The sequence below is a fragment of the Rhizobium sp. AG207R genome, assembly GCF_027109195.1.
GTDB lineage: Bacteria > Pseudomonadota > Alphaproteobacteria > Rhizobiales > Rhizobiaceae > Rhizobium > Rhizobium dioscoreae.
In genome coordinates, this window is record NZ_JAEPVT010000001.1 from 464,219 (window position 1) to 491,106 (window position 26,888).

At 59.3% G+C, this 26,888-nt stretch carries 24 protein-coding genes; 11 read left to right on the top strand and 13 right to left on the bottom strand.

Translation table 11 applies throughout. From position 1 onward, the window contains the following. Positions 1–66 precede the first annotated feature (66 nt). The 6 genes from JJQ51_RS01955 to JJQ51_RS01980 form a co-directional block, all read right to left on the bottom strand. Entirely contained in the window at positions 67–1,128 is a 1,062-nt protein-coding gene (locus JJQ51_RS01955; RefSeq protein WP_113421149.1) for an ABC transporter ATP-binding protein, read from the bottom strand. A gap of 21 nt (positions 1,129–1,149) precedes the next feature. After that, positions 1,150–2,004 (bottom strand): sugar phosphate isomerase/epimerase family protein, encoded by an 855-nt coding sequence (locus tag JJQ51_RS01960; RefSeq protein ID WP_113388554.1) that lies wholly within the window; start codon positions 2,002–2,004, stop codon positions 1,150–1,152. 31 nt (positions 2,005–2,035) lie between these two features. Next, complete coding sequence (locus JJQ51_RS01965) at positions 2,036–3,274, bottom strand: ROK family transcriptional regulator (protein ID WP_113352975.1); 1,239 nt, start codon at positions 3,272–3,274, stop codon at positions 2,036–2,038. Between the two features lie 40 nt (positions 3,275–3,314). Next, complete coding sequence (locus tag JJQ51_RS01970; RefSeq protein ID WP_092716672.1) at positions 3,315–4,157, bottom strand: carbohydrate ABC transporter permease; 843 nt, start codon at positions 4,155–4,157, stop codon at positions 3,315–3,317. Beyond that, positions 4,154–5,083, bottom strand: coding sequence for a carbohydrate ABC transporter permease (locus tag JJQ51_RS01975; protein ID WP_113388555.1), 930 nt, complete (start codon positions 5,081–5,083; stop codon positions 4,154–4,156). The genes JJQ51_RS01970 and JJQ51_RS01975 overlap by 4 nt, the downstream gene beginning before the upstream one ends. A gap of 67 nt (positions 5,084–5,150) precedes the next feature. Further along, entirely contained in the window at positions 5,151–6,449 is a 1,299-nt protein-coding gene (locus JJQ51_RS01980; protein WP_113388556.1) for an extracellular solute-binding protein, read from the bottom strand. A gap of 275 nt (positions 6,450–6,724) precedes the next feature. Here JJQ51_RS01980 and JJQ51_RS01985 point away from each other — a divergent pair, with 275 nt between their 5' ends. Further along, complete coding sequence (locus JJQ51_RS01985) at positions 6,725–7,771, top strand: Gfo/Idh/MocA family protein (protein WP_113421158.1); 1,047 nt, start codon at positions 6,725–6,727, stop codon at positions 7,769–7,771. Positions 7,772–7,786: 15 nt separating this feature from the next. Here JJQ51_RS01985 and JJQ51_RS01990 read toward each other — a convergent pair whose 3' ends face one another. From JJQ51_RS01990 to JJQ51_RS02000, 3 genes are all read right to left on the bottom strand, one after another. After that, positions 7,787–8,923: an ROK family transcriptional regulator gene (locus tag JJQ51_RS01990; protein WP_113388557.1), complete on the bottom strand. Its 1,137-nt coding sequence runs from the start codon at positions 8,921–8,923 to the stop codon at positions 7,787–7,789. A 158-nt stretch (positions 8,924–9,081) separates the two neighbouring features. Next, a complete protein-coding gene (locus JJQ51_RS01995) occupies positions 9,082–9,825 on the bottom strand; it encodes a YoaK family protein (protein WP_113388676.1) in 744 nt (247 codons plus the stop codon). Positions 9,826–11,103: 1,278 nt separating this feature from the next. Next, entirely contained in the window at positions 11,104–11,901 is a 798-nt protein-coding gene (locus JJQ51_RS02000) for an NAD(P)H-dependent oxidoreductase (RefSeq protein WP_113388558.1), read from the bottom strand. 94 nt (positions 11,902–11,995) lie between these two features. On the opposite strand from JJQ51_RS02000, the gene JJQ51_RS02005 reads away from it, so the two are divergent. Both JJQ51_RS02005 and JJQ51_RS02010 read left to right on the top strand, forming a co-directional pair. Further along, positions 11,996–12,913 (top strand): LysR family transcriptional regulator, encoded by a 918-nt coding sequence (locus tag JJQ51_RS02005; RefSeq protein WP_113388559.1) that lies wholly within the window; start codon positions 11,996–11,998, stop codon positions 12,911–12,913. A gap of 475 nt (positions 12,914–13,388) precedes the next feature. Further along, positions 13,389–14,741, top strand: coding sequence for an FAD/NAD(P)-binding protein (locus tag JJQ51_RS02010; protein WP_113331250.1), 1,353 nt, complete (start codon positions 13,389–13,391; stop codon positions 14,739–14,741). Between the two features lie 33 nt (positions 14,742–14,774). On the opposite strand, the gene JJQ51_RS02015 is transcribed toward JJQ51_RS02010, so the two are convergent. From JJQ51_RS02015 to JJQ51_RS02030, 4 genes are all read right to left on the bottom strand, one after another. Next, positions 14,775–15,806, bottom strand: a complete 1,032-nt coding sequence (locus JJQ51_RS02015; RefSeq protein ID WP_113331249.1) for an NADP-dependent oxidoreductase — start codon at positions 15,804–15,806, stop codon at positions 14,775–14,777. 115 nt (positions 15,807–15,921) lie between these two features. Next, complete coding sequence (locus tag JJQ51_RS02020) at positions 15,922–16,767, bottom strand: VOC family protein (protein ID WP_113331248.1); 846 nt, start codon at positions 16,765–16,767, stop codon at positions 15,922–15,924. A gap of 139 nt (positions 16,768–16,906) precedes the next feature. Beyond that, entirely contained in the window at positions 16,907–17,101 is a 195-nt protein-coding gene (locus tag JJQ51_RS02025) for a hypothetical protein (protein WP_113331247.1), read from the bottom strand. Between the two features lie 12 nt (positions 17,102–17,113). Beyond that, entirely contained in the window at positions 17,114–17,311 is a 198-nt protein-coding gene (locus JJQ51_RS02030; RefSeq protein WP_113331329.1) for a hypothetical protein, read from the bottom strand. A gap of 400 nt (positions 17,312–17,711) precedes the next feature. Here JJQ51_RS02030 and JJQ51_RS02035 point away from each other — a divergent pair, with 400 nt between their 5' ends. The 8 genes from JJQ51_RS02035 to JJQ51_RS02070 all read left to right on the top strand — a co-directional run bounded on the left by JJQ51_RS02035 (position 17,712) and on the right by JJQ51_RS02070 (position 26,738). Continuing rightward, a complete protein-coding gene (locus tag JJQ51_RS02035; RefSeq protein WP_269244209.1) occupies positions 17,712–19,337 on the top strand; it encodes a TIGR04028 family ABC transporter substrate-binding protein in 1,626 nt (541 codons plus the stop codon). A 61-nt stretch (positions 19,338–19,398) separates the two neighbouring features. Further along, a complete protein-coding gene (locus tag JJQ51_RS02040) occupies positions 19,399–20,340 on the top strand; it encodes an ABC transporter permease (protein ID WP_269244210.1) in 942 nt (313 codons plus the stop codon). Continuing rightward, a complete protein-coding gene (locus JJQ51_RS02045) occupies positions 20,340–21,257 on the top strand; it encodes an ABC transporter permease (RefSeq protein WP_113352984.1) in 918 nt (305 codons plus the stop codon). Before JJQ51_RS02040 ends, JJQ51_RS02045 begins: the two co-directional genes overlap by 1 nt. Then, entirely contained in the window at positions 21,254–22,933 is a 1,680-nt protein-coding gene (locus tag JJQ51_RS02050; protein ID WP_269244211.1) for a dipeptide ABC transporter ATP-binding protein, read from the top strand. The genes JJQ51_RS02045 and JJQ51_RS02050 overlap by 4 nt, the downstream gene beginning before the upstream one ends. A 4-nt stretch (positions 22,934–22,937) precedes the next feature. Then, complete coding sequence (locus tag JJQ51_RS02055; RefSeq protein ID WP_113352986.1) at positions 22,938–23,990, top strand: putative FMN-dependent luciferase-like monooxygenase; 1,053 nt, start codon at positions 22,938–22,940, stop codon at positions 23,988–23,990. A gap of 26 nt (positions 23,991–24,016) precedes the next feature. Beyond that, the gene (locus JJQ51_RS02060) at positions 24,017–24,646 is read left to right on the top strand and encodes a CMD domain protein (RefSeq protein ID WP_113352987.1); all 630 of its coding nucleotides are present in this window, start codon (positions 24,017–24,019) and stop codon (positions 24,644–24,646) included. Positions 24,647–24,669: 23 nt separating this feature from the next. Further along, positions 24,670–25,272 (top strand): alkylhydroperoxidase domain protein, encoded by a 603-nt coding sequence (locus JJQ51_RS02065; RefSeq protein WP_269244212.1) that lies wholly within the window; start codon positions 24,670–24,672, stop codon positions 25,270–25,272. Between the two features lie 104 nt (positions 25,273–25,376). Next, positions 25,377–26,738 (top strand): LLM class flavin-dependent oxidoreductase, encoded by a 1,362-nt coding sequence (locus tag JJQ51_RS02070; RefSeq protein ID WP_269244213.1) that lies wholly within the window; start codon positions 25,377–25,379, stop codon positions 26,736–26,738. Positions 26,739–26,888 lie beyond the last annotated feature (150 nt).

Genomic DNA, 26,888 nt, shown 5'->3' on the forward strand with positions numbered 1-26,888 from the left:
CAGGCCCAGCGTCAAAGCTGGGCCTGCCGTAAAAGATGGCCGTTGGCAATTGACCCGGAGCCACGATTAGTGGCTCGGACTACCTCCATCGGCGATACGCTGCCCATTTTCGTCGAAGAGATGGACGGCGTTATGAGCCGGAGCGATGCGCAAGGTATCGCCTGGCGCGGCCCTGATCCGCTCACGGAACACGCAGGTGACTGTCTGCGTGCCGAGGCGGGCAATCACCATCGTTTCGGATCCCGTCGGTTCGACGACGATTGTCTCCACCTCGATACCGTCTGCCACCAGCTTGATATCCTCGGGGCGAATGCCATAGGTTACGGCAGTCGGCGGATATTGTTCGCTCGGCAGGATAAGCCCGTCGGTGGTGCGGAAACCGGTGTTCGTCATGCTGCCCTTGATGAAATTCATCGCGGGAGAACCGATGAAGCCTGCGACGAAGAGATTGACCGGCCGGTCATAAAGCTCAAGCGGCGATCCGGATTGCTCGATCAGGCCGTCCTTCATGACGACGATCTTGTCGGCCATGGTCATCGCTTCGATCTGATCGTGGGTGACGTATATGGTGGTGGTCTGTAGTCGCTGGTGCATTTCCTTGATTTCGGATCGCATCTGAACGCGAAGCTTCGCATCGAGATTCGATAGAGGTTCGTCGAAGAGGAAGACGGCGGGGTCGCGCACGATCGCGCGGCCCATGGCAACGCGCTGCCTCTGGCCGCCGGAAAGTTGCTTCGGATACCGTTCGAGAAGATTTTCAAGCCCGAGGATTTTCGCGGCATTGCCGACGCGCTGATCGATTTCCGCCTTCGGCATTCGCTTCAGCCGCAAGGAGAAACCCATGTTCTTGGCGACCGTCATATGCGGATAAAGCGCGTAGTTCTGGAAGACCATCGCGATATCGCGATCCTTCGGCGCGAGGTCGTTGACGATGTGCTTGCCAATCTGGATATCGCCCGAGGTGATCCCCTCCAGGCCGGCGATCATTCTGAGCAGCGTGGATTTTCCGCAGCCCGAGGGGCCGACGAGCACGACGAACTCGCCGTCGCGGATATCGACCGATACGCCCTTGATCGCTTTGAACGCGCCATAATCCTTGCGCGCATTGTTCACTCTGACATGTGCCATTTTCCATCCTCCCGGATAGCTTCAAAGCCCGTTCAAGACCTTTCGGAGATAGGCAAGGCCGAGGCGCTCGCCTTCCTTGCGTTGAGCAAGATCCTTGCCCGGCCAACCGAAAGCCGCATCCTCGTGCTCGATCGAAAGCGTGCCGTCAAAGCCATTGGCGCGCGCCTGACGCAGGAAGCGCGGCCAGTTGAGAAGTCCATGGCCCGGCAACTTGTATTGCCACCACCCCTTGCCATGATAGCCGACCGCCTGCTGAACGGCCGCATCGATCGCGGTATCCTTGGCATGAAGGATGGCGATGCGATCCTTGACCGCATCCATGGCGACATAGGGATCGACGCCGATGCGGATGAGATGGGAAGGGTCGAATTCAAGGCCGAAGCGTTTGTCGGGAATTCGTTTGAAGAGCTCTTGCCAGCCTTTCGGCGTGGTGCCGATGAAATTGTCCTTGGGGCCGGGCCAGTTCTCGATCGCAAAGATCAACCCGCTCGACGTCGTCCTGGCGATCAGCCGGTTGGCGAAGTCGGCGAAATCTTCATAGTTGGCATCCTCGTCGGCGCTGTCGTCGCGACCGGGAAAGATAATGAAGATCGGCACGTCCGCTTCGCCGATCGCGTCGGCGAATTCCTCGGTGATGGTTCGAAGTTCGCCGCGTTTGCCGCGATCGGCATCGAGCTGATTGCCGAAAAAGGCGATCGAGGAGACGAAGAGGTTGCGGTCGCGGGCAAGAGCGACCGCCGCTCGTACCTTGTCCGGCGTCTTGATATGGCCGCGGACATCGATCTCGATCGCATCGAAACCGGCGGAGGCGGCGAAATCCACCACCTCCTCGAAGGGCCTGTCGTTGAATGTCGACGTATAAAAACCGATCCTCATCAAAATCCTCCCTGCGGCCGCGGGGGCCAATTCAATTGTTCAGGCGGTCCATGAATTTGAGTGGTGAACGCGTGCGCTGGACCTCGTCGGCCGAGGCGAGCATGAGGGCTGCCGCCATCGGCATTGCCGCGGCGCCGATCGCGCAGGCGTCCTCTCCGAGCGAGGCACGGTGGATCGATGGCAGCGCCGTATCCTCCATATCGAGGTGCTCGTGGACATAGCGCAGCAGTTCATCGATCATGCGGATGGGCAAGCGGCCGCCCAGGATGATGGCATCGGGATCGACGATCATGCCGATGTGCTTGACCGCGACGGCCAGATGCGCGCTCATCCCCTTCAGCCATTGGGAGGCCAATTTTCTGCCACGGGCATCCAGCGTGAGGAGGTCCGAGGGCACGCTTGCCTTGATGCCGTGTTCGCCCAAGAATTTGTAGAGGAAGAAGAGCGAGAATATTTCGCCGAGAAGCTCGACTTTCTGGCCTCCCCTGTGGCGCGGATCGGCGATTGGCAGCCAGCCGATCTCGCCGCTCAGGCCCATGGCGCCGCGATGGCCGGCGCCGTCGAGCACGAGCCCGCCGCCGGGGCACGCATTGATCGCGATATAGAAGAAGCTACGGCTTTCCGCTCCAAGCCCGTAGTCCAGCTCCGCAAGCGCTCCCGCATTCGTTTCATTCTCGATGAAGACGGGATGCTGCGTCAGGTTCTCCAATGCGGCGCGCACGTCGAATTCCATCCACTCCCCATAATTATCGGGCTTGCCCAGGAAGTCGATCTCGCCGAGCCAGTCCGGCATCGCGAGTCCGATACCCGCCAGATGGGCATCGTCGATCAGGCGGCTGCGCTGGAAATGCGAGATCGCATCGGCGGTCAGCTGCATGAATTCGCCCGGCAGGATGTAGCGCTTTTCGTGGTGGACGCGGGCGCGCACGTTGCCGACGGCATCGACGGCAAGGATCGTCAAATGGTCGCGATCGATGTTGATGCCGATCGCGAAGAAGGCGTCGGGGTTGATCTCAAGCTCGATCGCCGGCTGTCCCCTCAGACCATGGCGCCGCCGGGCTTCTATGATCAGGCCTTCGTCGAGCAGGCGATCGACGATGCGGGCGATCGCCGGCTTGGTGAAGCCGGTCTGCCGGGCGATTTCGGCGCGCGAAATCGGCGCTTGCCGATGGATGCAACGCAGAACGACGCCTCGATTGTGCTCGCCCGCATCCTCGACATTGGCTCCCGTCAGGTCGGGAGACAGTTTGACACCGGTCGGTTGGTTCATCCTCGGGATTCCTTATCAGTCTGGCACGCGCAAACCGGCCTCACCCCTTCACCGAGCCGCTGGTCATGGAGCCAAGGATCAGCCGTTGCAGCGACAGGAATGCCACGATCGCCGGTACGACGGAGATGAGGCAGGCGGCCGCCAGCAGCTGGATGGACGAGTCGGTTTGCATGCCACGGAAATTAAAGATCCCGACGCCGATCGGCATCAAATTGTTTTGCGTGAGCAGCAGAAAAGGCACCAGAAATTGCGACCAGCCGGCAATGACTGTGATTATGAAGACGGAGGCGATGCCCGGTGCCGACAGCGGCAGCACGATCCGCCAGAACACGGAGAAACGGTTGCATCCGTCGATCATCGCGGCTTCGTCGAGGCTGCGCGGAATGCCGTCCACCGTGCTCTTCAGAAGCCATGTCGCGAGCGGCACGCCGAGCGCGATATAGACCATCGTCACGGCGAAATGCGTATCGAGCAGGCCAAGGCGGTTCATATAGCGATAGAGCGGCACCATGATGACCAGCGGCGAGATCATCTGAAAGAGCAGAAGCCCCATCATCGACAGGCCCTTGCCCCGGAACTGGAAGCGCGAGAAGGCGTAGGCCGCGGGCATGGCGACGATCAGAACGCCGAAGCCGCTCAGAGCCGCGAGCTTCAAGCCGTTCCAGAGATAGAGCGGGAAGTAGCTGTTATTAAGCACGGTGATGAAATTGTCGATCGTTGGGTTGTGCGGGATATAACGCGCCACGCCGCGATAGATTTCGCGTTTGTCGCGCAGCGCCATCGACAGCAGGTAGGTGAGGGGGCCGGCGAAGAAGACGAACATCGCCAGCATGAAGAGATAGCTCAGAAAATCGCCGAAGCGCGTGCCGGTGCGCCTGCTCATCGTTCATCCTCCTTCGGCAGGAACGATGCATAGATGACGGCTAGCCCGAGGCTGATGATGAGCATCAGCACGGAAAGCACGCTGCCCCCGGACAGGTCATAATTGCGGAAGACGATATTGAAGACATAGAGCGATATGACTTCGGTGGCGCGGCCAGGGCCGCCGCCCGTCAGCGTGATGATCGCGTCGAAAGTGTTCAGCGTCATGATGGTAATAAGGATCATGTTGACGAGGATGGCCGCGCGCAGCTGCGGGATGGTGATGAAGAAGAACTGCTGCGGGCCCGTCGCGCCATCCACTTCCGCCGCTTCGTAGAGCGAGGGATCGATTGCCTTCAACGCGGCATACATGACGACCATCGAGAAGGCCGTTCCGCGCCAGATGTTCGAGATCAGGGCTGACCAGGGCGCGATGGCGGGATCGGAAAGCCAGGCGACCGTCGGCAGGTGCATGAGCCGTAAGATGCTGTTCAGCGCGCCGTAGGGTGCTTCCGAAAATAGCATCTGCCAGATGATGCCGCCGGCGATGCCGGGCACGACCCAGGCGATGAGCGCCGTGGTTCTCAGGATCGTCGTGCCGAACAGGCCGCGCTTCTCGCCGCGAACGACAACGACCGCGACGGCAAGGCCAAGGATCTGCTGGCCGATGACGCTGCCGCCGACGAAGACGAGGGTTGCCCAGAGGATATCGGGAAGCTGCGGCGAACTCAGCATATTCGCAATAGAAGCGAGCGTATAATCCTGATTTTCGCCGATCAGCGTCGCATTGGTGAAGGACAGACGGAACACGTCGATGACCGGATAGAGATAGAAGATGCCGATGACGATGATTACGGGCATGATCCAAGGCAGCGGCGCTCCGGCGAAGCGGCGCATGAACGATCTGCTGTGCGGCCGGGTGGCAGCCTCGATGGCGATTGGGGTCATTGGGCTTCTCTGTCCGGGTTTGACACTGTCGGCAACGCCCGCGCGGGCGCTGCCGCGATCACAATCGTTAGAGACGCTTGTAAGCCTCCATCGTCGCCTTGAATGCCGCGTTAAGGGCTTCTTCCGGCTGCTTGGTTCCCGATAGGACGTCGCCCATCATGATCTGAATCTGGTTGGAGATCTCCGGATAGATCGGCGCACCCGGACGGGCCTGGCCGTTGGCGAGCGCGTCGGCAAAGGTCTTGTTGGCTTCGGTCGCGAAAACCTCATATTTGTCGAAGAGCGATTTGCGCGTCGGCAATTGCTGCTGAAGCGCGTTGCCCGGCCCCATATAGACGTCGCGCGCGAGGTTGGCGCACATCTCGACCTTGTCTTTATCCTTGCTGAAGGAGGCGATCGTCCAGCCGCCCGTGCCGGTCGAGCGCTTATCTGCCGTCGGGCCGGGGATCGGAGAGAAGGTCCAGTTGGCGAATTCGTCCGGATCCAGCGTTGCCTTCAACTGGGCGAGCTGCCAATTGCCGCCGATGAAAAGCGCGGTCGTTCCGGCAGCCGCCGCCGCGTTCAGATCATCATAGTTGCCGATCGTCGTCACCCGTTTGGGCGCGGCACCGGAATCGACGAGATCCTTGTAATAGGTCAGCGCCTTGAGGAACTTCTCCTTGTTTTCGCCCTCACCGAAAACCGGCTTGCCGGTATCGTCGACGAGCTTGCCGCCGAGCGCCCAGTAATTGGCGAGCCAGTCGAAGGTCGAACCCTCATAGCGGGCGGCGTTGAAGAGGATGCCCTCCATGCCTTCCTTGACGGAGGCGATACCGGCCTTCTTCAGGTCGTCCCAGGTCTGTGGTGCATCGGGGACAATGGACTTGTTGCGGTAGAGGACGCGAAGGTCGGTATCCCACCACCAGGCACGGATCGTCTGATCCTTGTCGGTGATGCCGTTGCGGATGAAGGGGAAGAGATCCGCGACTTCGTCCTTCGAGAAATAGGGGGTGAAGTCGGCAAGCACATGGTTGACCATGAATTGCGAGAGGACGAAGGAATCGACGGCGGCGCAATCCGGAGCATTGCCGGCTTTTGCCTGTTCGAGCATTTTTGCCTGCTCCGTGCCGATATCGGCCGACATGAACTGCATCTGTAGCTTCCAGTCGGGATGCTTCTTGATGAAGTCGATGAAGAGTTTCCGATAGCCCTCGGCGATCGCCGGATCGGCATTGTTCGGACTATCGTTCGTGAGCCGGACAGTGAGTGTTTTCGGCGCGTCGGCAAGGCCGATCCTGTCCTTTGTCGCCAGTTCTTGGGCAAATGCGGCAGGCACTGAAAACAACATCGTGCTCAGCGCTAGCGCGCTGACGAACGCTCTCTTCATGATGGGTCTCCTCCCCATTTTGAACGGATACAACATGGTGGCCAGTTGACCGCTCCTCATTTCCATGCTGCATTAATTAGATTAAGTTACTTTGCTTTGATGTCAAGTCGCAGCTCGGGAGGATAGAGATGCTGGTGACATTCGACAGCAGCTAGCGGCTTCAGGCCGCATTCCCCACCTCGAAACAGTCGAGCCATCGCGGGTATCCGCGGTGGGGGATGCGGTTTTTGCCTCGGTTATGAAAATAGCCAAACCTGACATCTATGGAGGATCAGATGCGTCTACTCATTCTCGGCACTGGCGGAATGGCCAACAAGCATGCGGCAAGTTTCAAGGAGATCGAAGGCGTCAGCGTCGTGGGCGGCGTTGACGTCGTTCCTGAGCGGCTGGCAGCCTTTTGCTCGGAACACGCCATCCCCAATCGTTTCGGCTCGCTTGAGGAAGCGCTCGCCTGGGGGGAGTTCGATGCCGTCGCCAACGTAACGCCTGACGCTGTTCACCACCCAACGACGCTGCAGGCGATTGCTGCCGGCAAGCATGTCTTCTGCGAAAAGCCTCTTGCGACAGACGCGACCAAGGCGATGGAAATGACCGAGGCTATCGAGAAAGCCGGCAAGGTGGGCATGGTGAATTTCACCTATCGCAATTCGCCTGCCTTGCAAAAGGGCCGGCAGATGGTGCTCGCCGGCGAGATCGGTGAGGTGAGGCATGTCGAAGCCTCTCATCTGCAGAGCTGGCTCGTTGGCCGGCATTGGGGAGATTGGAAATCGGAGAGCAAGTGGCTGTGGCGCCTCAGCAGGAAGCATGGTTCGAACGGCGCGCTCGGCGACATCGGCATCCATATCGTCGACTTCGCCTCCTATGGTTCCGGACTTGACGTCGCTCATGTTTTCGCGCGGCTGAAGACCTTCAGCAAGGCGCCGGGCGACAAGATCGGCGAATATGATCTCGATGCGAATGACAGCTTCACAATGAATGTCGACTTCACGAGCGGAGCGATCGGCACGATCCAGGCGACGCGCACCGCCGCGGGGCAGATGGACCAGCTGCGCCTGAGGGTCTACGGTGAGACCGGTTCGATCGAGATGATCTACGACACAGGAAAATCGACGCTCCGCGCCTGTCTCGGTGAAGACGTTCACACGGCGACCTGGCGTGATATCCACTTTGATGACGTTGAGACGAACTACCAGCGCTTCGTTCAGGCCGTCAGGATGGGCAAGACCCAGGAACCCTCCTTCCGCCGGGCGGCAAATATACAGAAGGTCCTGGACAAGGCACTCGCCTCGGACATCAGCCATAAAGACGAGGCGCTTGCCTGAATCCAGAAGCGAGATTCAGCCGGAGACCGGCGGCAAAAGAGTGTTGAGGAAGGGCAGGAGTGCCGCCCCCAGCGCCACGCCGCCGCCGCTGAAACTTGCCGGCTTCATCGGCGAAATCCAGGGCGTCAGGAATGGCCGTTTCGACGTGTCGCGGCGCTCGACGGAAAGCTGATGGATCAGTGCCTCGATAACGTCGCGCGGCAGGTCGCCGCCGATCATGATCACGCTCGGCGCGATGAAGCCGGCAATCGCGATGATCGGGTCGAGCAGATGGCTTGCCGCCTCGCGTATCCACTGCGTTATCAGCGGGGAATATGGCTCCTTGCCCGCCAGAAGGTGCCGGAATTCGTCTTCGCTCAACAATCCGCGTAGCGCATCGAAGCCGACGACCGTATTCAGGCGGATATTGTCGGGGCCGGTGCGCATGTCGCCGATATTGCCCGCGCGCCCATGAACGCCCGAATAGGGAACGCCACGAACGAGAAACCCGGCCTGGACATCCTCATCGATGATGATCATCGCGAGCCCGCCTTTCGGCGCCGGTGTGCCGATCGTGCGCTCGGCGAGCAGGCTTGCCGCGCATTCGTTCTCGACATGGCTGCGCGGAAGTTTCGATGCGGCATCCAACTGCTCGCTTTCTTCCGGGCTCCAGTCATTCGAGGCGATACCTAGGCCGATGATCGGCAAGTCGGTATGATGGCCGATCATGTCCTCGATCGCCGAAAGGATCGATGCGACCCTCCTTGCCCGGGCGAGGGGAAAATAAACGCGGTCGTGAACTTGGCCGCTCAGATCGACGAGAACCGCTTCGCCTCGATTTTGACGGGCACGAACGCCGATCGAGAAGGCTCCTTCTGGCCGCAGGGCAAATTCGGTGGAGGTCGCCCCACCGCCGGCGCCATTTCGCCGATGCGATGTCACCAGCCCTTCGTCGCCAAGCCGGCGCAGAATGTTGGTGATTCCCGGCCCGGTCAGTCCGGAATGTTTTCCGAGCTCCATGCGGGTCAAAGGGCCGTGGCGCCGGATCGCCTCCAGGATGACGCGAATATTTCTGTCGGCGATTTCTCCCGACCGCAGACCGAGTGTCTTGCCCCGCGTAACGTCCGTCTCCTCCGGCTGGCGCCACCGTGGCCCGGATCGAAGATACCGCATGACCGATTTCCTTGCGTACCTTGCCGCTGGTATATCGCGGACAAATGACAATGCCCCTGACTATTTTCCAACCGGTCCGTACAAATTCTTGATTTTATTAGGGCCGCAACCGCCCTTGTTTCAAGTGACTTTCGGAATGCAAGCATCCCTAAAAAGAGTCATGAGGTTCGTGGTTCGACCCCGGCGGCCGCTATTTTTCGTGCGCGTAAAATCGCATCCACTGCGATTAGCGTCAACAAAACCGCAGCCAATAGGAGAAGGTGGCCACCGATGGCTCGGTAGGCGAACACTCCCAGGACGCCGCCGAGAAGAAACGAGACGATCGTGTAAAGATGCAATTGTAGTTTGCTCAGATTGCGCCGCGCCTCCGGAGCCTGCTCACGTCCTCGCAAGGCGTCCAGGGCAATGGCTAGCTCTATGCCCAGATCCGTGGCCATGCCGGAAACATGCGTGGTGCGAACCCTGGCGTCCGAGATGCGGGTGACGACCGCGTTCTGGAGCCCCATCAGGAATGCAAGCCCGAGAACGAGAACCGGCGTGCGCCAAGCAGCGAGAAGCCATAGATCCGCGCAGCCGAGCGCGGCAAGCAAGATGGCCTCGGTCAAAATACTATAGGCATAGATCGCATGTACGTTGCGCCGCTGTCCCGCGTTGACAATCAGCGTCGAAGTCGCGGCCCCGAGGATGAAGGCGATGACAATCCCGCCGTAAAGCAGGCTCGACAGCCACTGTCCCACGGCAAGATGATCGGACAGGGTCGATACATTTCCCGTCATGTTGGCTGAGAAGAAGCCGACAGCGTAGAAGGCGGACGCATTCAATGCGCCCGCAATTGCCGCAAGGGACGCAGCCAGATGGCGGTCAATTTTCTCGTTGCGATGGGTGCCTTGTCTTACAAGCATGGAAGCCACTGTTGGCGGTTGCGGATTGAAGGCATCGAAAGTCTTTGCTCCTTTCTGGATTTCAGGCCGACATCTTTCCAAACCGGACTGGGAACCATCATGCCTCCTTGCCTCCGGGTATTGCGGGATCGGGTATGACGATTCCACGCGGGCCAACATATCCGAAACGATGACGATTTACCCTACTACTCGACGCAGCGCTCTCACAAGCGGGCTTTTGGCTTTGCGTGAAGATGCCACATGGACCAAGCCGCCACATCCTCGCCTCAGTGTGGCTGCTCTCATCGGCGGCATTGGATTGCCTTCCAGAACCGCAATTCTTTCGGTTGTATGGGTGGTCCATCAAGAGAGCTTGCTTTCGTTCAGACGGTTTAGAATGTCAAGCGGTATCAGATGCCTGGATGTGCAGCGTCGAGAGGAGGCCCCCTCCCGCAATCGATGCATATAAACCGAACGCTCAGGTTGAGATTGGGCGCGTAAGAAGGAATTGTTAGCGCGGAAGGCGCACATGATTTAGTACTATTTGACAACTGGAAAATTGTCGCATCGGTCGTAGACTTCTGATTGTAGCCAGCAAGCCAAGCGAGATGCGGCTAAGAGCGCCGGTGCGCTCGTCGGTGCAAATAAGCCGAAACAGGCGGTTCGACTCCGCGGCCGCAACCACGCCCTTCAACAGCATCACAGTTGATGGATGAAAAGCTGCAATTGCAACTAATTCGAAGGGGCACACGCCCACCAAATTCCGCCTCACACGTTGTGCCGGAAAAGAAGCTTACTCGCCATCAGACTAAGGTCCGTGTTCAACGCAGCTCTATTCGGATAGTGCATGACTGCCCCCGGTCGCCGACACCACTGCCACCCGTCGGCGGTCTGCCCTGTCATCGGACCAACCTCCGGTGACAGGGCGAATAATCAGGCGTTGGATCGGCGTTCGCTCGATGCCGCATGGACAGTGACCTCCCGCCGGAGGGGCGCTTCATCCCTTGCTGTCAAGGCCAGCCGCTAGCGAGACCCCGAAGGCGGCCCGAGGTCATGCGTTGAGTATCAGCGCGTTCCTGACAAAGGATCACAACCATTCCTCTTCGCCGACCGCCCATTATCTTTCCGCAAGTCGGTATGCGTCGGCTGCGACGATTGAAAGCCGTCCGTCGTCAACACCTGACCCGCGACGGTGTGACTATCCGGTCGCCTTCGTTGCCATCATCTGCTGCTTCGAGCACTCGGCACCCACGCGATGCTGAACAACTCCACGAATAGGAGTTGATAGCACCGAGCGCATTACCTGGACGCAGCCACATCTTTTCGATGAAGTGCGAAGCCTGATGCCCTCTGACCGCCCAGTTCCGACCGGAGTTGCATGGTCGGAATATGGTAATCCCCGCCATTTTGGCTCCTGTAAGGAATGGGGCTTGTTGTTTCGAGCGTTCGCATCCGATCGCGCAGATGTTTCGCAGCGGCTTCGAAGCGGGCGTCGTCGAAGCGATCGGTACTATAGGTCACGAAGGGCGGCAGCACATCGTAGCCAGGATAGTAGAGAATGCCGTGATTGATCGGAAACAGAAGATCGTCGATGGGACCGTTGATTCCCCGAGGAGCGTAGTGTTCTTCCCACCCCCCTGCGGTTACGATCAACATGGCTCGCTTGCCGACCAAGGTTCCCTCTCCATAGCGATCACCCCAGCGCTTGTCGCTGTGTTCGCCAACGCCATAGGCGAACCCATAAGCAAACACGCGGTCGACCCAACCTTTCAGGATGGCCGGCATGGCGAACCACCAGAGCGGAAACTGCAGGATCAATGCATCAGCCCAGAGAAGCTTTTCGATCTCCCCTTTGACATCGTCCGTCAGCGTATCGCCGCTGAAGGCATGTTTGGAAGCGGCGACCGGCATAAGCCGCTCGTCGGGAGCCAAAGACGGGAAATCCGCGCGGTCGATCTCCGATTTCCAGCGCATGGCATGTAGGTCGGAAACCTCTACCGTGTGGCCGGCTGCTTCCAGCTCCTGGACCGCAACATCACGTAACGATGCCGATAAGGATTTAGGTTCGGGGTGAGCGAAGACGATGAGCACATTCATGGTGACACCTGCTTGTTGAAGAAAACTCTCCCTAAGCTAGGCCATGTTCCGCTAATGCGTTATATAGCAGGGATGGATAGGATAATGCCGAATAATGGATAGATCGGACATCACGCTCGAACGCATTCGCACCTTTGTCCGCGTCGCCGAACGCGGCAATTTGTCGGCTGTGGCGCGTGAGTTGAACATTGGCCAGTCCAGTGTCACGCGGCATGTGCGTGAGCTTGAAGAAGCCCTTGGCGTGGCACTGTTGAGCCGCACGACCCGTCGTGTCACGCTCACCGAGGAAGGGGGACTTTATTATGCCAATGCCATCCAAATCCTGCGCCTGCTGGAACAGGCGACCGATGAAGCGCGAAGCGCGCGGAGCGTCTCCGCCGGCTCGGTTCGCATTTCTTGTACGGCAGCGCTCGGCGTCCGGCATGTCAGCCGTCTGGTCTTCGCCTTTCAGGATCGCTACCCGGACATCGCAGTCGACCTCAGCCTGACGGATGAACGCGTTGATCTCATCCGCGAAGGCGTGGACATCGCACTGCGCCTCGGTCCGCTCGCCGACAGTTCGATGAAGCTGCGGGCGATCGGTCAAAGCCGGCGCGTTCTCGTCGCCTCTCCCGCCTATCTGGCAAGCCGTGGCCGGCCGGCGACACCCGAGGAGCTCAAGGACCATGAGGGCGTTCGCATGTCGAACGTTGCCGGAAGCGAATCTCTCGCGCTTGAGCGGGCGGGAGGCACGCGCCACCTCGTGCCTTTCAGCGGGCATCTGCGCGTTGATCACGGGCTCGCCGCGCGCGAAGCCTTTATCGCGGGTCGCGGCCTGGGCCCCGCTCATATCTGGCTGGTGGACGACCTTCTCGCGGACGGCCGGCTCGAAACGGTGCTGCCTGACTACGCTCCACCGGCCGTGCCGTTGAATATGCTTATCGCGCCCGAACGAACCGGCATCGCGCGTGTCCGGCTGCTGGTCGAGTTTCTGGCAGAGGGAATGCTCCGGGTCCCTGGTATAGAGCGGTAAGGGGCAAGAAGTTAAAACGCTGCCTGAAGCAGGGCGCGCAAAATGGCGCAACGGTTTGCCGATTCCGAAGACTCCGCCATATGGCGTGGAGCGTAATTTGAATCTGGCGCCGCGGCGGAGATGGCATAGAGGCAGCGGTCTTCATCAAGAGGAAATCTGGACAAGCCTTTCGCGATCTCGACATCCGTCGTTATGCGGTCGACGGCCAGCCGAGACTCGGGGCCACCGTCTGAGCGGGATTTGGTCATAGCCGCACATTCTCTGCAGGACCGAAAGTGGGCGGCAGGAGGAAAACAATCTCGTCGGCTGCCGCCAAGCCAGACCCGCGTCCCGAGCCGGAGCGCCTAGGGCGCACCCAATATTTCCCCCGCAATGCCACCATCACATGTTGGATCGGAAATCATCTGCCCTAGATCAGTGAAAGGGAGATATCGGTAATTGTCTTGCCTCTGTTCGAAAGCGGAAAAGGCCAGCGATGATCTATGATGCCGTTGTCGTGGGTTCTGGTTTTTCCGCCATTTCCACCGTTTGCAATCTCGTAGAGCTGCTCCCTGAAACGGCATCGATCGCCATTGTCGGCGACGATCCTGGCTTTGGTCGCGGGACCGCCTATCGGACAGAACTCTACTTGCATCGGCTGAACGTGCCGGCCGGTCGCATGAGCTTGTTTCCGGATCGTCCGAATGCCTTTGTCGAATGGCTGCGGGAACGCAAGCGGCCGCTGGACGCGGGAGATTTCGCCTCCAGGCAGGACTATGGCCTGTATATTCGAGACAGTTTGGCCGCTTTGCTGCGCAACAGGAAACAGCGTTGTCGAGTCGACTTCATCAAGGCCAAGGCGACGGGATGCGTTGAGCGATACGGTTCCGCGCTCGGCTTTATTTTGGACAACGGCAATGAGATCGCCGGGCGAAGCGTCGTGCTCTGTCTCGGCGTTGGCAATGCACCATTGCCGTTTGATGTTTCCCGACTATCCGCGGACGTGCGCTCCCATATCATCGAAAATCCATGGCGGCTGTCATGGTTGAGACGGGTCGGTAAGGCCGATACGGTCTGTATCTTGGGTTCGGGACTGACGATGATCGATCAGGTTTTGGCACTGTTTGCCCACGGTTTCACCGGCAAGATAATCGTATTGTCACGGCGCGGCCTCGTTCCGCACGATCATGTCAGCCATCCCAAGTCGGCGGTCGATATCGACGTCGAAGCCTTGCCCACGCGGATGAGTGAACTCCTGCATGTTCTCCGTCGCGAGAGCAAAGATGCGGGGGACTGGCGCAGGGTCATGGATGGCTTACGCCCGAAGACGCAAGCTCTCTGGTCGAGATTGCCGGAGATCGAGCGCCGTCGCTTTTTACGCCATGCCTTGCCGTGGTGGAACATTCATCGTCATCGTGTTGCTCCGGATGTGTTCCGGCGGTTTGAAAGGATGCTGCAAAACGGCCAGGTTTCGATCCGAGCCGGCCATCTGCGGAATGTCGAGAAAACCAAGGCTTTAACCGTACATTACCGGCCTCGCGGCGAGAGCTTTACAGCATCCATCGAGGCGGACTGGATCGTGAATTGCACTGGCATGGAACGAGCAGGCATCGCGCATTCCCCATTGCTGCAGGAGATGCAGCGCAAAGGCCTGATCGAGGCGGATCCGCTTGGTCTCGGATTGGTGGTCGATGCTCGCTCACGCATCCCTGGCTCGAGCGGCAAGGAAGCAATCATCTATGCCGTTGGCGCGCTGACCGCTGGCCAATTCTGGGAAATTACCGCCGTGCCGGATATCCGCGTGCAGGCAAGAAAGGTTGCCGAGGCGATTGCGGATAGATTGTCGTGAAGGATCGATATCCGCCGACTTGAGAGCTGGCGGTCAGCTCTGTGCGACACGCACGATCAGCTTACCGAAGTTCCGTCCTTCCAGCAGCCCGAGAAAAGCTTCCGGAGCGTTTTCGAGCCCATCCACGATGTCCTCCTTATATTTGAGGCGCCCCTCGGCAATCCATTTTCCGGCTTCTCGATAGAAATCGGGGCGTTGATCGGCAAATTCGCGTTGTATGAAACCCCGGATGGTCAGGCTCTTTCTCAGGATGGCGCGCATTACAGCAGGCAATTGGTCCGATCCACGCGAAGTGGACGGGTCTTCGTTGTAATGCGCGATCAGTCCGCAGACCGGAACGCGCGCGAAATCGTTCAGCAATGGAAACACCGCGTTCCAGACATGTCCGCCGACATTTTCGAAATAAATGTCGATGCCGTTCCGGCAAGCAGACGCGAGCCGGGCTTGAAAATCGTCGGCCCGGTGATCGATCGCGGCATCGAAGCCGAGTTCGTCGCGGATATAACGGCATTTGTCCGGGCCGCCTGCAATACCAACTACTCGCGCACCAAAGATCTTGCTGATCTGCCCGACGGCCGAGCCGACCGCGCCGCTGGCGGCGGCCACGACCAATGTCTCTCCCGCCTTGGGCCGCCCGATATTGCGCAGCCCCGCATAGGCGGTGAAGCCCGGCATTCCGAGAATGCCGAGTGCCGTCGAGATCGGCGCCGCATTCGGGTCAAGCCTGCGTAATCCCGCGCCGTTTGAGATCGCATGGCTCTGCCAGCCGGAATGGGAGAGGACGATGTCTCCCGGCGTGAACTCCGTATTGCGTGATTTGACCACGCGCGCAACGGTTCCTCCTTCCATCACGCCGCCAATCTCGACCGGCGTGGCATAGGATTTCGCGTCGTCCATCCGGCCTCGCATATAGGGGTCGAGGGAAAGATAAAGGATCTGCAGAAGAACCTCGCCTTCGTCGAGATCCCGCAAGGTTTCCCGTTCAAGCCGGAAGTTCGCCGCGACCGGTTTTCCAACGGGACGGGAGGCAAGCACGATGCGGGTGGTGACGGGCTGATTGGCCATGTGGAATTCCTTATCTCAAGTTCTGCTTCCGGACGCGATGCAGGATTTCGTAATCTCAGTTGCAGCCGTCCGAAGTTCGTGTCGTATCACCGTGTGTGAGCGTCGGTCTTCCAACTCATTCCTTGAACCATAGTGCGACTCCATTGGCGGCATCGGCATCAACAAGCAGGCCGCCCTCGAAGGCGCGAGGCGAAAAGCCTCCTTGCGCCAGCACATCTGCGGTTGCTTCAACCGATCGTACCTTCAGTCCGAGCGCCACTTTTCTTTCGTTACCGTCAAAGCTTGCCGGAATGGCGGAGCCGAACCGGGAGGCGGCGTCAACCTCGGACAGGATATGAAGTGTGACGATGCCGGCGTGAATTACAATGCCGTCCCTGCTGATTTCAGGCGCGGCGGTATCGGCAAATCCGCCTAGCAGTTCGGTTAGCGCTTCGGGAGCGCGGCTGACGATGAAGACATCGACGATATCGAGAACACCGTTGGGGTGGCTCTGATCTCTCTGCTGCCACACCAGCTCCGGCGTATTGTGCTGGCAGAAAAAGAAGCGGCCATTGGAGATCGCCTCCTTGCCGATCTGGAAGGTGCGGAAACTGGCTGACTTCTCTATGCCTCCCACGTTGACAGGGCGCGAGAAGTCCCGCCATTCGGTGACGGATTTGCCGGCATCGCCCAATTCGCGTTGCAGGCTGGCTGCGTCCGTGGTTCGAAAGGCAAGTCCGTTCAAACCGATCGGATAAGACCAGAGATCGGTGCGTTTGTCATCACTGTCAGGCGGAAATCCGAGTAGCTCCAGATAGTTCTCGCCGAACACGGCAAGATGATTGATGGAGCCCAGGGTATGGTAACCTCGTGGCGTCAGCGCGAAGCCGAGTTTGCGATAGATCGCAGCGGCCTCGTCCAGCCGATCAAGGACGCCAATGACGGCGTGATCGAGGATGAGGGGTTGGGCAGTAACAGCCATTGAGGGCTCCCGACATAGAGGTATGTTAAATTGCGGTCTTTGCGCCGCATTCGGCATGCCGCGGCTTTGGTGATCACATCAGCAACCGTGTTCGCGGGCCGAACGGGAGCGGCTGCTGAAATGCGTCGAACAGGATTGGCTATCCACGGTAAGGCTGACGTCGATGCGAACCGATCTCATGAGATAGTTCGACGGATTTCGATTGCAGCTCATGGCTAGTACCGTCATCGACAAGATCATCGAGAATGAGCGCCCGATATTCTTGCGCCAGCAGCCTTGTCTCGATCTCGTCGCGTTGTGCCGAGAGGCGAAAGAAACGACGCAGCCTGCTCATGATATGCCTCCTTTACGCGGCTCGGTTGAGATTGCCAGACGTTGTGGATACCAACTTGTGGATTGCTCGCAGCACGTCGGAGGCGGCGGCAAAATGTTGGCCGTCAAGGTCATAGACGTGAAACTTGACCGCGATGAACCTTAGCGCGCCCTTGTCCGGAACGACGATGCCCACCGGAATGCCGGCATATTCAATCACCTGTCTGGTCATTTTCATCACCCCTTGAAATGGATTCTTCCGAACGAACGATCGGCGGCGTTCTAAGTTCGATTAGTCCATTAATTTAGTGGATTATATATGTAAAAGATGCGGTGAGCTATTCGCGGCGGTGCCAAATAGTCGGGCGATAGGGGAAAACAATTCTAGTAGAAGAGGTTGAAGGGTATTGAGGAACGTGCATTGGAGATTGCGAAATTGTTTCCAAACGTCCGAATATCGCGCCGCTCGCTTCAAGCGGATGCCAACCCCATCAAGGAGCCATCGCCTATTCAACCTCGTGATATACCCGCGCGTTCGTTTCCTGACTTGCGACCAAATTAGAATATTAATTCTATAGATAGCTTGGTGTTTGCCGTAGTTTGATGCGCGTTTTCATACAGAGGCTTACACAATGGGCATCAAAGCCAAATTCAAGGCGGCAAGTTTACTAAGCGTGTGGCTATTGGTGGCGCCGTCGGCATTCGCCGATGACCAGCCGGTCAAGGGCGGCACGCTGATTTATCTTGAACAGCAGGCGCATACGAACCTTTACCCGCCGGCGGGCGGCTTCTATCCGAATGGTGGCATTCTCAACCAGATCACCGACAAGCTCACCTATCAGAACCCGAAGACGCTCGATATCGAGCCGTGGATCGCCGAATCCTGGACAGTCAACGACAAGGCGACGGAATATACGTTCAAGATCCGCAAGGGCGTGACATTTTCCGACGGTTCTCCGCTCGACGCCAATGCCGTGGCGAAGAATTATGATACGTTCGGCCTTGGCAACAAGGAGCTGAAGCAGCCGGTTTCCGAGGTCATCAACAACTACGATCATAGCGAAGTCGTCGATCCCTATACGGTCAAGTTCTACTTCAAGAAGCCGTCTCCGGGTTTCCTGCAGGGAACCGCCGTGATCGGATCGGGCTTGGTTTCCCTAAAGACGCTGGCATTGCCTTTCGACCAGCTCGGCGATGCGACGAAGATCATCGGGTCCGGCCCCTTTGTCGTCGAAAGCGAGACGCTCGGCAAGCAGCTCTCGCTGAAAGCGCGGACAGACTATAACTGGGGTCCAAACAAGTTGGCGCATCAGGGCCGGGCCTATCTGGACGGGATCAAGTACATCATCACCGGCGAGGACAGCGTGCGCATCGGCGCATTGCTTTCCGGCCAGGCCGATTTCATCCGTCAGCTGCAGGCCTATGACGAGAAGCAGGTGTCCGATCAGGGTTTCGCGATCTATGCGGCGCCGACCCGCGGCGTGAACGACAGCGTCGCCTTCCGTCCGGACAATCCGCTCGTCGCCGATATTAGGGTTCGCCAGGCGCTCCTGCATGCGACCAACAACAAGGAAATCGTCGATACGCTGTTTTCGGCAAATTATCCGCAGGCGAAATCGGTCATTTCGTCGGCCGCGGCCGGCTACACGGATTTGTCGTCGAAGCTGACCTACGATCCGGCTCTTGCTGAAAAGCTTCTGGATGAGGCAGGCTGGAAGAAGCGCGCGAGCGGTGTTCGCGAGAAGGATGGCAAGCCACTTTCGCTTGCCGTCTATGAATCCTTGCCCCAGCCGCAGAACAAGGCCGTGCTGCAGCTCGTCGCGCAGCAATGGGCCAAGCTCGGTGTCAAGCTGCAGGTTCTTGCCGGAACCTCGGGGAATCTGGTGACCGACAATGTCGATCCAGCAAGGACGCCGCTGGTCGTCGCCGAGGTCGGCCGCGCCGATCCCGATGTCATCAAGAGCCAGTTCTATCCCAAGAATCGCGATGCCCTGCTGCAAAAGGGCGGCCTCAATCCCAAGGCGACCTTCTCGGATGACAAGCTGAACGGCACCCTGGAAACCGTCGCCTCCGAGACGGATCGCGACAAGCGATTGGCGGCGGCCAAGGCCGCGCAGGAATATCTGCTCGATCAGGCCTATGTCATCCCCTTCTTCGAGGAGCCGCAGGTCTTCGCTGGCGCGCCTTACGTGAAGGGGGTTGCATTCGAGGCCGTGGGACGTCCGTCCTTCTACAGCACCTGGCTCGCTGAACATTGATGAAAAGGGGCTGGCCCGGCGTGGTGCCGGGCCTTCCTTCATGCGAAGACATGGTAGTGGCATGGCAAGATACATATTATCGAGGTTCGGGCAGGCGCTGTTCGTCTTATGGGCGGCCTTCACCGTTTCGTTCGTTTTGCTGCAGTCGCTGCCTGGCGACGCGGTGCTGATCAAGTTCCAGAACCCGGATTACGGACTAAGCCCCGAACAGCTTGCCGATATCAGGGCGGCTTATGGCGCCGACGGATCCTTCCTGCATCAATATGCCCACGCAGTCTGGAATTTTTTGACGGGGGATTTCGGCTATTCACTGCAGGCAGGCGTTCCGGTGAGCTCGCTGCTTGCCACCAACCTGCCGCCATCGCTATTGCTGGCAGGTTTGGGTTTTGCGGGTGCGACGCTTCTTGCCGTTCTGATCGCGATTGCCTGCAATCTCTCCGGCTTTGCCTGGCTGCGTGGCCTGATCCAGTCCATTCCGTCGCTGTTCATATCGGTGCCGACTTTTTGGCTCGGCATCATGCTCATTCAGATATTCTCCTTCCGGCTTCGCCTCGTGCCGGTCATCAATCCCGGACCCTGGGAGGGTCTTTTCCTGCCTATCCTGACGGTCGCGGTGCCGATTTCGGCGCCGCTCGCGCAGATATTGCTGAAGAACATCGACGAAGTCCTGACGAAGCCTTTCGTGCCCGTGGCTCGGGCCAAGGGACTTACGCATGCCAAGGTCCTATGGCGACACGTCGCCAAGAATACGCTCCTGCCGGTTCTGACCGTTGCCGGATTGCTGTTCGGGGAGCTGATCGCCAGCGCGGTCATCACCGAAACGGTGTTTGGCCTCAATGGTATCGGCGGGCTGACGAAACAGGCCGTGGACAGTCAGGATGTCGCCGTTCTTCAAGCGATCGTCGTCATCGCCGCGACCGCTTTCGTCGTCATCAACCTTGTGGTCGATCTTCTCTATCCCGTGCTCGATCCGCGTCTGAAAACCAAGCTGGGAGCTGTGTGATGGCAACGATCGAAACCGCCCGACATCATCCAGACCTCGATTCGTCCGACCGGAACATCAGTATATCGCCCGTGACGCTCAAGACCGATGTTCGTGAGAACGCCGGAGCTGGCAGGCGTTTTTCGCGCATCCGGCCTGGTCTCTTCCTTGCCTGCCTCATTCTCGCGCTGGCCGTCCTTTGGGCACTCGTCCCTAGTCTCTTTACGATCTACGACCCTGTCCAAGGCCTACCTGGGCAACATCTACGACCGCCCAGCGCCACCCATCTCCTGGGGACGGATTCGCTCGGGCGGGATCTCTATGCCCGCATCGTCTATGGCGCGATTCACTCGCTATCGGGCGCGCTCGCGGCCGTTGGCATCGCGCTTGTAGCCGGCACGACGCTCGGCGTCCTTGCCGGATCATTTGGCGGCAGGATCGAGACGGTCATCATGAGGCTGGTCGATGTCATGCTGTCGATACCGGATCTTCTCTTGTCGCTCAGCATCATCGTCCTGCTCGGTTTCGGCACCGTCAACGCCGCGATCGCGGTCGGCTGCACGCTGATCGCCAAGTTTGCCAGATTGGTTCGCTCCGAAGTCGTGACGGTGCGCCGAAGCGAATATGTCGAAGCCGCCTTCGGCAGCGGCGGGACATTCCTCAAGGTGCTCTGGCGCCATATCCTGCCGAATTCGCTGACCTCGGTGATCGCCTTTGCTGCGCTTCAGGCCGGCTGGGCGATCCTGCAGCTCGCGACGCTCGGCTTTCTGGGCTATGGCGCGCCGCCACCGACACCGGAATGGGGCCTGCTGATCGCCGAAGGACGCAATTATATCGCAACCGCCTGGTGGCTGACGGCCGCACCCGGTCTTGTCGTCGTCCTGGTCGTTATTTCCATCAATCGCATCAGCCGGGCAATCGGGAGCATCGGGAAATGACGGCTCCGATCATTGAAACCACTAAGGAAGAGGGTGCGCCGATCCTCGATGTGGCGGGCCTCAGGGTCGCCTATCGCGACAAGAGCGGCCAGCGCACGGTCGTTCACGATATTGGCTTTGAGGTTCGCGCCGGCGAAGTGGTCGCCCTCGTCGGCGAATCCGGTTCAGGCAAGAGCTCCACCGCACAGGCGTTGATCGGCCTTCTGCCCGAAGGCGGCATTCTCCAGCAGGGAACCATCCGCCTGAACGGCCAGGATATTGCCGGCTGGCCGCAAAGGCGGCTGGATGGCATTCGTGGTTCCATCATCAGCCTCGTGCCGCAGGATCCGGGCAATTCGCTCAATCCAGTGAGGACGATCGGCGAACAGGTCGCCGAAATCCTGACGGTGCATGGCCGGGCGTCTGGAGCGGCTGCTCGCGTTCAAGCGATCGAATTGCTGGAACGTGTCGGCCTCAGCCAGCCTCAATTGCGCGCCAGGCAGTATCCCCATGAGCTCTCCGGCGGCATGCGTCAGCGCGTGTTGATCGCCATTGCCATCGCGCTGAAACCTTCGCTGATCATCGCCGACGAACCCACCAGTGCCCTGGATGTGACGGTGCAGAGGCACATTCTCGATCTGATCGACGATCTGAGACGGGAATATGGCACGGCGGTCCTCTTGGTGACCCATGATCTCGGGATCGCCGCCGATCGAACCGACAGGCTGATCGTCCTGCAGCACGGCCGCATCCAGGAACAGGGGCGCACGGCCGATATTCTCGCAAACCCGCGAAGCAATTATACGCGCCGTCTGCTTGCCGATGCGCCATCATTGAATGCGCGGCCGAAGGCCGCGCCGGCACACCCGGTCGCATCTGTCGTGGCGGCCGACGACATCGTCGTGGTCGATCGGCTGGTGCAGGATTTTGGTGCTGGTCGCGGCGGCAGTTTCCGGGCGGTCGATGATGTCTCTTTTCGCGTTCGCCGCGGCAGCACCCATGCAATCGTCGGTGAATCCGGCTCCGGCAAGACGACGACGATAAGGATCGTTTCCGCGTTTCAGAAGCCGACTTCGGGTCAGGTACTGATCGACGGGCTCGACCTGGCTTCGTTGCGCGGTGAAGCGCTGAGGCAGCTGCGCAAGAAGATCCAGCTCGTCTATCAAAATCCCTATGGTTCGCTCGACCCACGCCAGACAATTACGGGGATCGTGGAGGAGCCGTTGCTGAATTTCGAACGGCTGCCCCGCCGTGAGCGATTGGCGAAGGTGGCGGCCACTCTCGACAAGGTCAGACTGCCAGCCGACATATCGCAACGTCGGCCGCATTCGCTTTCGGGAGGGCAGCGCCAGCGCGTCGCGATCGCCCGTGCGCTGGTGCTCGATCCGCGGATCCTGGTGCTCGACGAGGCTGTCTCCGCGCTTGACGTAACGGTGCAGGCGCAGATCCTCGATCTCTTGGGCGAGTTGCAGCGCGAGCTTGGGCTGACCTATCTGTTCGTCTCCCACGATCTCGCCGTCGTGCGACAGATCGCGGACACTGTCTCGGTGCTGAACGCCGGGCAGCTGGTCGAGACGGGTCGCGTCGAAGACGTCTTTTCCAATCCAAGCAGCCCGTACACACGCGAGCTGATCGATGCGGTCCCAGGCAAGAAGTTTCCGCGGGCGACCGCGCCCGTCCTTATCAATGCAGGATGATCCCATGAGTACGCCAACATTACCGAAGCGACTGGGCTTCTTCAGCCGGGTCCTGGACCAGGTGGATGCCGGAACCCGCTACAGGCTGGTTGCCGAACAGATCCTCCATGCCGAAAAACATGGCTTCGACACGGCCTGGGTGGCGCAGCATCACTTCAACGGAGACGAAGGCGGCCTGCCTGCACCATTGGTGTTTCTCGCCACCCTGGCCCCGCAGACCTCGCATATTCGTTTGGGCACGGGTGTCATCACGTTGCCGATGGAGAACGCGGTGCGGGTCGCCGAAGATACGGCCGTGCTCGACAAGCTGCTCGGCGGACGGATGGAGGTCGGCTTCGGAACGGGCGGCACCCCGCAGGCCTTCCTTCCCTTCGGCCTGGAAAGCAGCCAGCGCACGGAGGTCTATGGCAATCATCTTGCTCTCGTGCGCGATGCCTGGGCGGGCGGAGAGCTTGCGGGCGGCAACCGCCTCTATCCGGCGGCACCGCATTTGCGCGACCATGTGTGGCAGGCGACATTTTCCGTTGGCGGCGGCTTGCGTGCCGGCCGCGATGGGGACGGGCTGATGTTGTCGCGCACACAGCCGCGGCCGGTTGAGACGCCACACGCCAAGCTTTGGGACCTGCAGAACCCGATTATCGATGCCTACCTGTCTGCGTTGCCGGCAGGGCGTCAGCCGCGGATATTGGGTTCCCGGAGCCTCTTTGTCGCCGATAGCAGGAAAGAGGCCCTTCATTTCGCCGATATCGGCTTGAGGCGGATCGTCGAACACTTCAAGGCGGCGGGCTTCGTGATCCCGGGCGAAACCACGGCTGATTTGATTGGAGCCTTCGATGTTCACGTCGGCACCCCCGACGACGTTATCGCGTCACTTCAGGCAGACACGGCATTGGCGCGGGTCACGGATCTGGTCTTTCAAGTGCATTCCGTCGATCCGCCGCATGAACATATCCTGCGCTCGCTGGAACTGACGGCTGCTCATGTCGCCCCAGCGCTTGGTTGGGTGCGGCAGAACCTAACCGGAAAAGAGCGCCGCTTGGCGGCGCAAATCCAATAGCGGTATCCGAAGAGAAGGCATCGACCATGACTTTGCAGACCAGAGACGTCATCGATTTCCTCGCGGGAATAGATCCTGGGTCCGATCTTGACGGCCTTCGGGCACAACGGCCCGAGACGCGCCTCAATGCTCAAAAGAGCTATGAAGCTCTTTTCGAGCCCGAGCATTGGGGAAGCGTGACCCCGGCGGAGCGCCTTGCCGTCGCCGCCTTTGTCGCTGGCCTCCACAAGGCGCCGGAGATCGCTGATTTTTATTCTTCCAAGTTGCGGGATGAGGCGCACGGCCCGGAGCTCGTCGCCATCATCTCCGCGGAGCTGGAGGTCGGCGATACAACCGGACCTTACGGCCATTATCTGGCTGGCCCGCTTTCCCGTGAGGACCGGCCGGGCTTCGTTTATGAGGTATCGGGCGAAAGCCGGCAACTTCTGGACCTGAAGCTCAGCACGGCGCTCGAACACAGCCACCTTCTGGTCTTCCGTCCGAGGGATGCGAGTGCCGCGGCGCTGCAGAAGCTACTAGATGCCGGCTGGACGACCACGGGCATCGTTACCTTGTCACAGCTGGTCGCATTTCTCGCGTTTCAGATCAGGGTCGTTACAGGCTTGAGGGCCTTGGCTGCCAATCCAGCCGATGTCGGACGTGTCGCGCAAGCCTGATCGCACGAACAAGGAATCCTTTCATGACCGAAACCGTAATTCATCCCGAAATCGCAGACCGGCCAAATGTCTTCACTCAAGCTGAAATCGGCTGGACACCCTGGCTGCGGCCCCTTGATGAGGCGGACTTGACCGAGCGCCACTGGGCAGGCCTTGTGGATGCATCCCGCGCGAAGTCGCCGTATTTCATGCTGCTGGTACGCGATCCCGACATTCTCCAGGCCCGTACCAAGACGGACAAGGATATCTTCTACAATGTCTCGGCCGGCCTTCCTCGTGCTGAGCGTGAACTGGCCGCCACGGCCGCATCGCGGGTGAATGGCTGTATTTTTTGCGCATCGGTCCATTCTCGCTTCGCCGCCCATCATTCCAAGCGGACGGATGACGTGCAGCGTCTGCTGGATGATGGGCTTCAGGCTGATCTTGGCAGTCGCTGGAATGCGGTTGTCGAGGCTTCAGCCGCGCTCACCGCGACGCCATCGCAATTTGGAGCCAACGAGATCGTCAGATTGCGCGAGGAAGGCCTGGATGATCTGCAAATCGCCGACGTGATCCATGGGGCTGCCTTCTTCAATTGGGCAAACCGATTGATGCTATCGCTCGGCGAGCCGACACCAGCGGTCTGAAGCAGACGTTATCGTGATTGAGCAGCGGAAGCTCGTCTGGAGGGCGGCTATGTCGATGGCAAGCGCTACAATACGGCGCGATCGAAACTGAAACGACGGACGAGATGGTCACGCAAAGAAAAAAGATACTGCTCAACGCATTCAACATGAACTGCGTTGGCCACATCAATCACGGGCTATGGACGCATCCGCGAGATCAGTCCGATCGCTATAAGACGCTGAGCTACTGGACATCGCTTGCGGCAACCCTGGAGCGCGGCCTTTTCGATGGCATTTTCCTGGCCGATATTCTCGGCGTCTATGACGTCTACCAGAACTCGGTCGATCTAACCTTGCGGGAATCCATTCAATTGCCGCTCAATGATCCCTTGTTGCTGGTGTCCGCCATGGCGGCCGTGACGCGACATCTCGGCTTTGGTGTAACGGTCAATGCCAGTACGGATGCGCCCTATGTTTTTGCGCGGCGCATGTCGACGCTCGATCATCTGACCGATGGGCGCATTGGCTGGAATATCGTAACCGGCTATCTCGACAGTGCCGCGCGCGGCTTGGGGCTCGATATGCAGATCGAGCACGATACCCGCTACGATCGCGCAGACGAATATCTCGAACTCCTGTACAAATTCTGGGAGGGAAGCTGGGAAGACGACGCGGTTTTGGCGGACAAGAAAAAGCGCATCTATGCCGACCCATCAAAAGTCCATCAGATAGATCATCAGGGGCAATTCTATCGTTCGCGCGGCTATCATCTTGCCGAACCGTCCATACAGCGTACACCGGTTCTTTATCAGGCGGGTACATCCGGCCGCGGCAGGCAATTTGCTGCCCGTCATGCCGAATGCATCTTCATTGCAGCCGCCGACAAGAGCGCAGCACGCGCCGCTGGCCGGGCGCTGCGCCAGGCGGCTGTTGCCGTGGGCCGAAAGCCCGATGACGTGAAAATCCTTGTCGGCATAACTGTCGTAACGGATCGCTCGGCCGCCGCGGCGCGGGAAAAATATACGGACTACCTCTACCATGCTAATCCTGAAGCCGGGTTGGCGCATTTTTCGGCGAGCACGGGTATCGATTTTTCGCGTTACGAGCTCGACGAGACTATCGTCTATGGACCGTCCAACGCCAGCCAGTCAGCAACGCAAACTGCGCAGCAACGAGGCTGGACCAAGCGGCAATTGCTAGGGGAACTGTCCATCGGCGGCCGGTATCCGGTCATTGTCGGCGATGCCGCAACGGTCGCGGATGAGCTTTCCGCGTGGATCGATGAGGGGGAGATCGACGGCTTTAACCTCACCCGTACGGTAGCGCCGGAGGGCTTTGAGGATTTCGTTGATATTGTAGTGCCAGCCTTGCAGGATCGGGATCTCTATAAGACTGCATACGCGGAAGGTTCACTGCGGCAAAAGATCTTCGGGGAAACCGCTCGCTTGCCGGAACGTCACTGCGGGGCGTCTTATAGACGGCAATAATCAAGCTTGTGAATTTGAAAGGTAGAGACGCGTGACGCCCGGAATTCTCTGGACGTGTCGTTTCGGCGGATCGGAACAGATTACGGCGAAGGAGAGTATGCTGGCTTAGTGTTCTTTCGAGTCCCGAATGCTTCCCGTGCGAGTTCCAAT

Coding starts and splice junctions, on each gene's coding strand:
- JJQ51_RS02045 (WP_113352984.1), top strand. CDS start 20,340: ATGGCAACGATCGAAACCGCCCGACATCATCCAGACCTCGATTCGTCC.
- JJQ51_RS01990 (WP_113388557.1), bottom strand. CDS start 8,923: ATGCGGTATCTTCGATCCGGGCCACGGTGGCGCCAGCCGGAGGAGACG.
- JJQ51_RS02065 (WP_269244212.1), top strand. CDS start 24,670: ATGACCGAAACCGTAATTCATCCCGAAATCGCAGACCGGCCAAATGTC.
- JJQ51_RS02015 (WP_113331249.1), bottom strand. CDS start 15,806: ATGGCCAATCAGCCCGTCACCACCCGCATCGTGCTTGCCTCCCGTCCC.
- JJQ51_RS01965 (WP_113352975.1), bottom strand. CDS start 3,274: ATGAACCAACCGACCGGTGTCAAACTGTCTCCCGACCTGACGGGAGCC.
- JJQ51_RS01960 (WP_113388554.1), bottom strand. CDS start 2,004: ATGAGGATCGGTTTTTATACGTCGACATTCAACGACAGGCCCTTCGAG.
- JJQ51_RS01955 (WP_113421149.1), bottom strand. CDS start 1,128: ATGGCACATGTCAGAGTGAACAATGCGCGCAAGGATTATGGCGCGTTC.
- JJQ51_RS02060 (WP_113352987.1), top strand. CDS start 24,017: ATGACTTTGCAGACCAGAGACGTCATCGATTTCCTCGCGGGAATAGAT.
- JJQ51_RS01995 (WP_113388676.1), bottom strand. CDS start 9,825: ATGCTTGTAAGACAAGGCACCCATCGCAACGAGAAAATTGACCGCCAT.
- JJQ51_RS02000 (WP_113388558.1), bottom strand. CDS start 11,901: ATGAATGTGCTCATCGTCTTCGCTCACCCCGAACCTAAATCCTTATCG.
- JJQ51_RS01985 (WP_113421158.1), top strand. CDS start 6,725: ATGCGTCTACTCATTCTCGGCACTGGCGGAATGGCCAACAAGCATGCG.
- JJQ51_RS02025 (WP_113331247.1), bottom strand. CDS start 17,101: ATGAGCAGGCTGCGTCGTTTCTTTCGCCTCTCGGCACAACGCGACGAG.
- JJQ51_RS02005 (WP_113388559.1), top strand. CDS start 11,996: ATGGATAGATCGGACATCACGCTCGAACGCATTCGCACCTTTGTCCGC.
- JJQ51_RS02055 (WP_113352986.1), top strand. CDS start 22,938: ATGAGTACGCCAACATTACCGAAGCGACTGGGCTTCTTCAGCCGGGTC.
- JJQ51_RS01975 (WP_113388555.1), bottom strand. CDS start 5,083: ATGACCCCAATCGCCATCGAGGCTGCCACCCGGCCGCACAGCAGATCG.
- JJQ51_RS02070 (WP_269244213.1), top strand. CDS start 25,377: ATGGTCACGCAAAGAAAAAAGATACTGCTCAACGCATTCAACATGAAC.
- JJQ51_RS02030 (WP_113331329.1), bottom strand. CDS start 17,311: ATGACCAGACAGGTGATTGAATATGCCGGCATTCCGGTGGGCATCGTC.
- JJQ51_RS02050 (WP_269244211.1), top strand. CDS start 21,254: ATGACGGCTCCGATCATTGAAACCACTAAGGAAGAGGGTGCGCCGATC.
- JJQ51_RS02020 (WP_113331248.1), bottom strand. CDS start 16,767: ATGGCTGTTACTGCCCAACCCCTCATCCTCGATCACGCCGTCATTGGC.
- JJQ51_RS02010 (WP_113331250.1), top strand. CDS start 13,389: ATGATCTATGATGCCGTTGTCGTGGGTTCTGGTTTTTCCGCCATTTCC.
- JJQ51_RS01980 (WP_113388556.1), bottom strand. CDS start 6,449: ATGAAGAGAGCGTTCGTCAGCGCGCTAGCGCTGAGCACGATGTTGTTT.
- JJQ51_RS02035 (WP_269244209.1), top strand. CDS start 17,712: ATGGGCATCAAAGCCAAATTCAAGGCGGCAAGTTTACTAAGCGTGTGG.
- JJQ51_RS01970 (WP_092716672.1), bottom strand. CDS start 4,157: ATGAGCAGGCGCACCGGCACGCGCTTCGGCGATTTTCTGAGCTATCTC.
- JJQ51_RS02040 (WP_269244210.1), top strand. CDS start 19,399: ATGGCAAGATACATATTATCGAGGTTCGGGCAGGCGCTGTTCGTCTTA.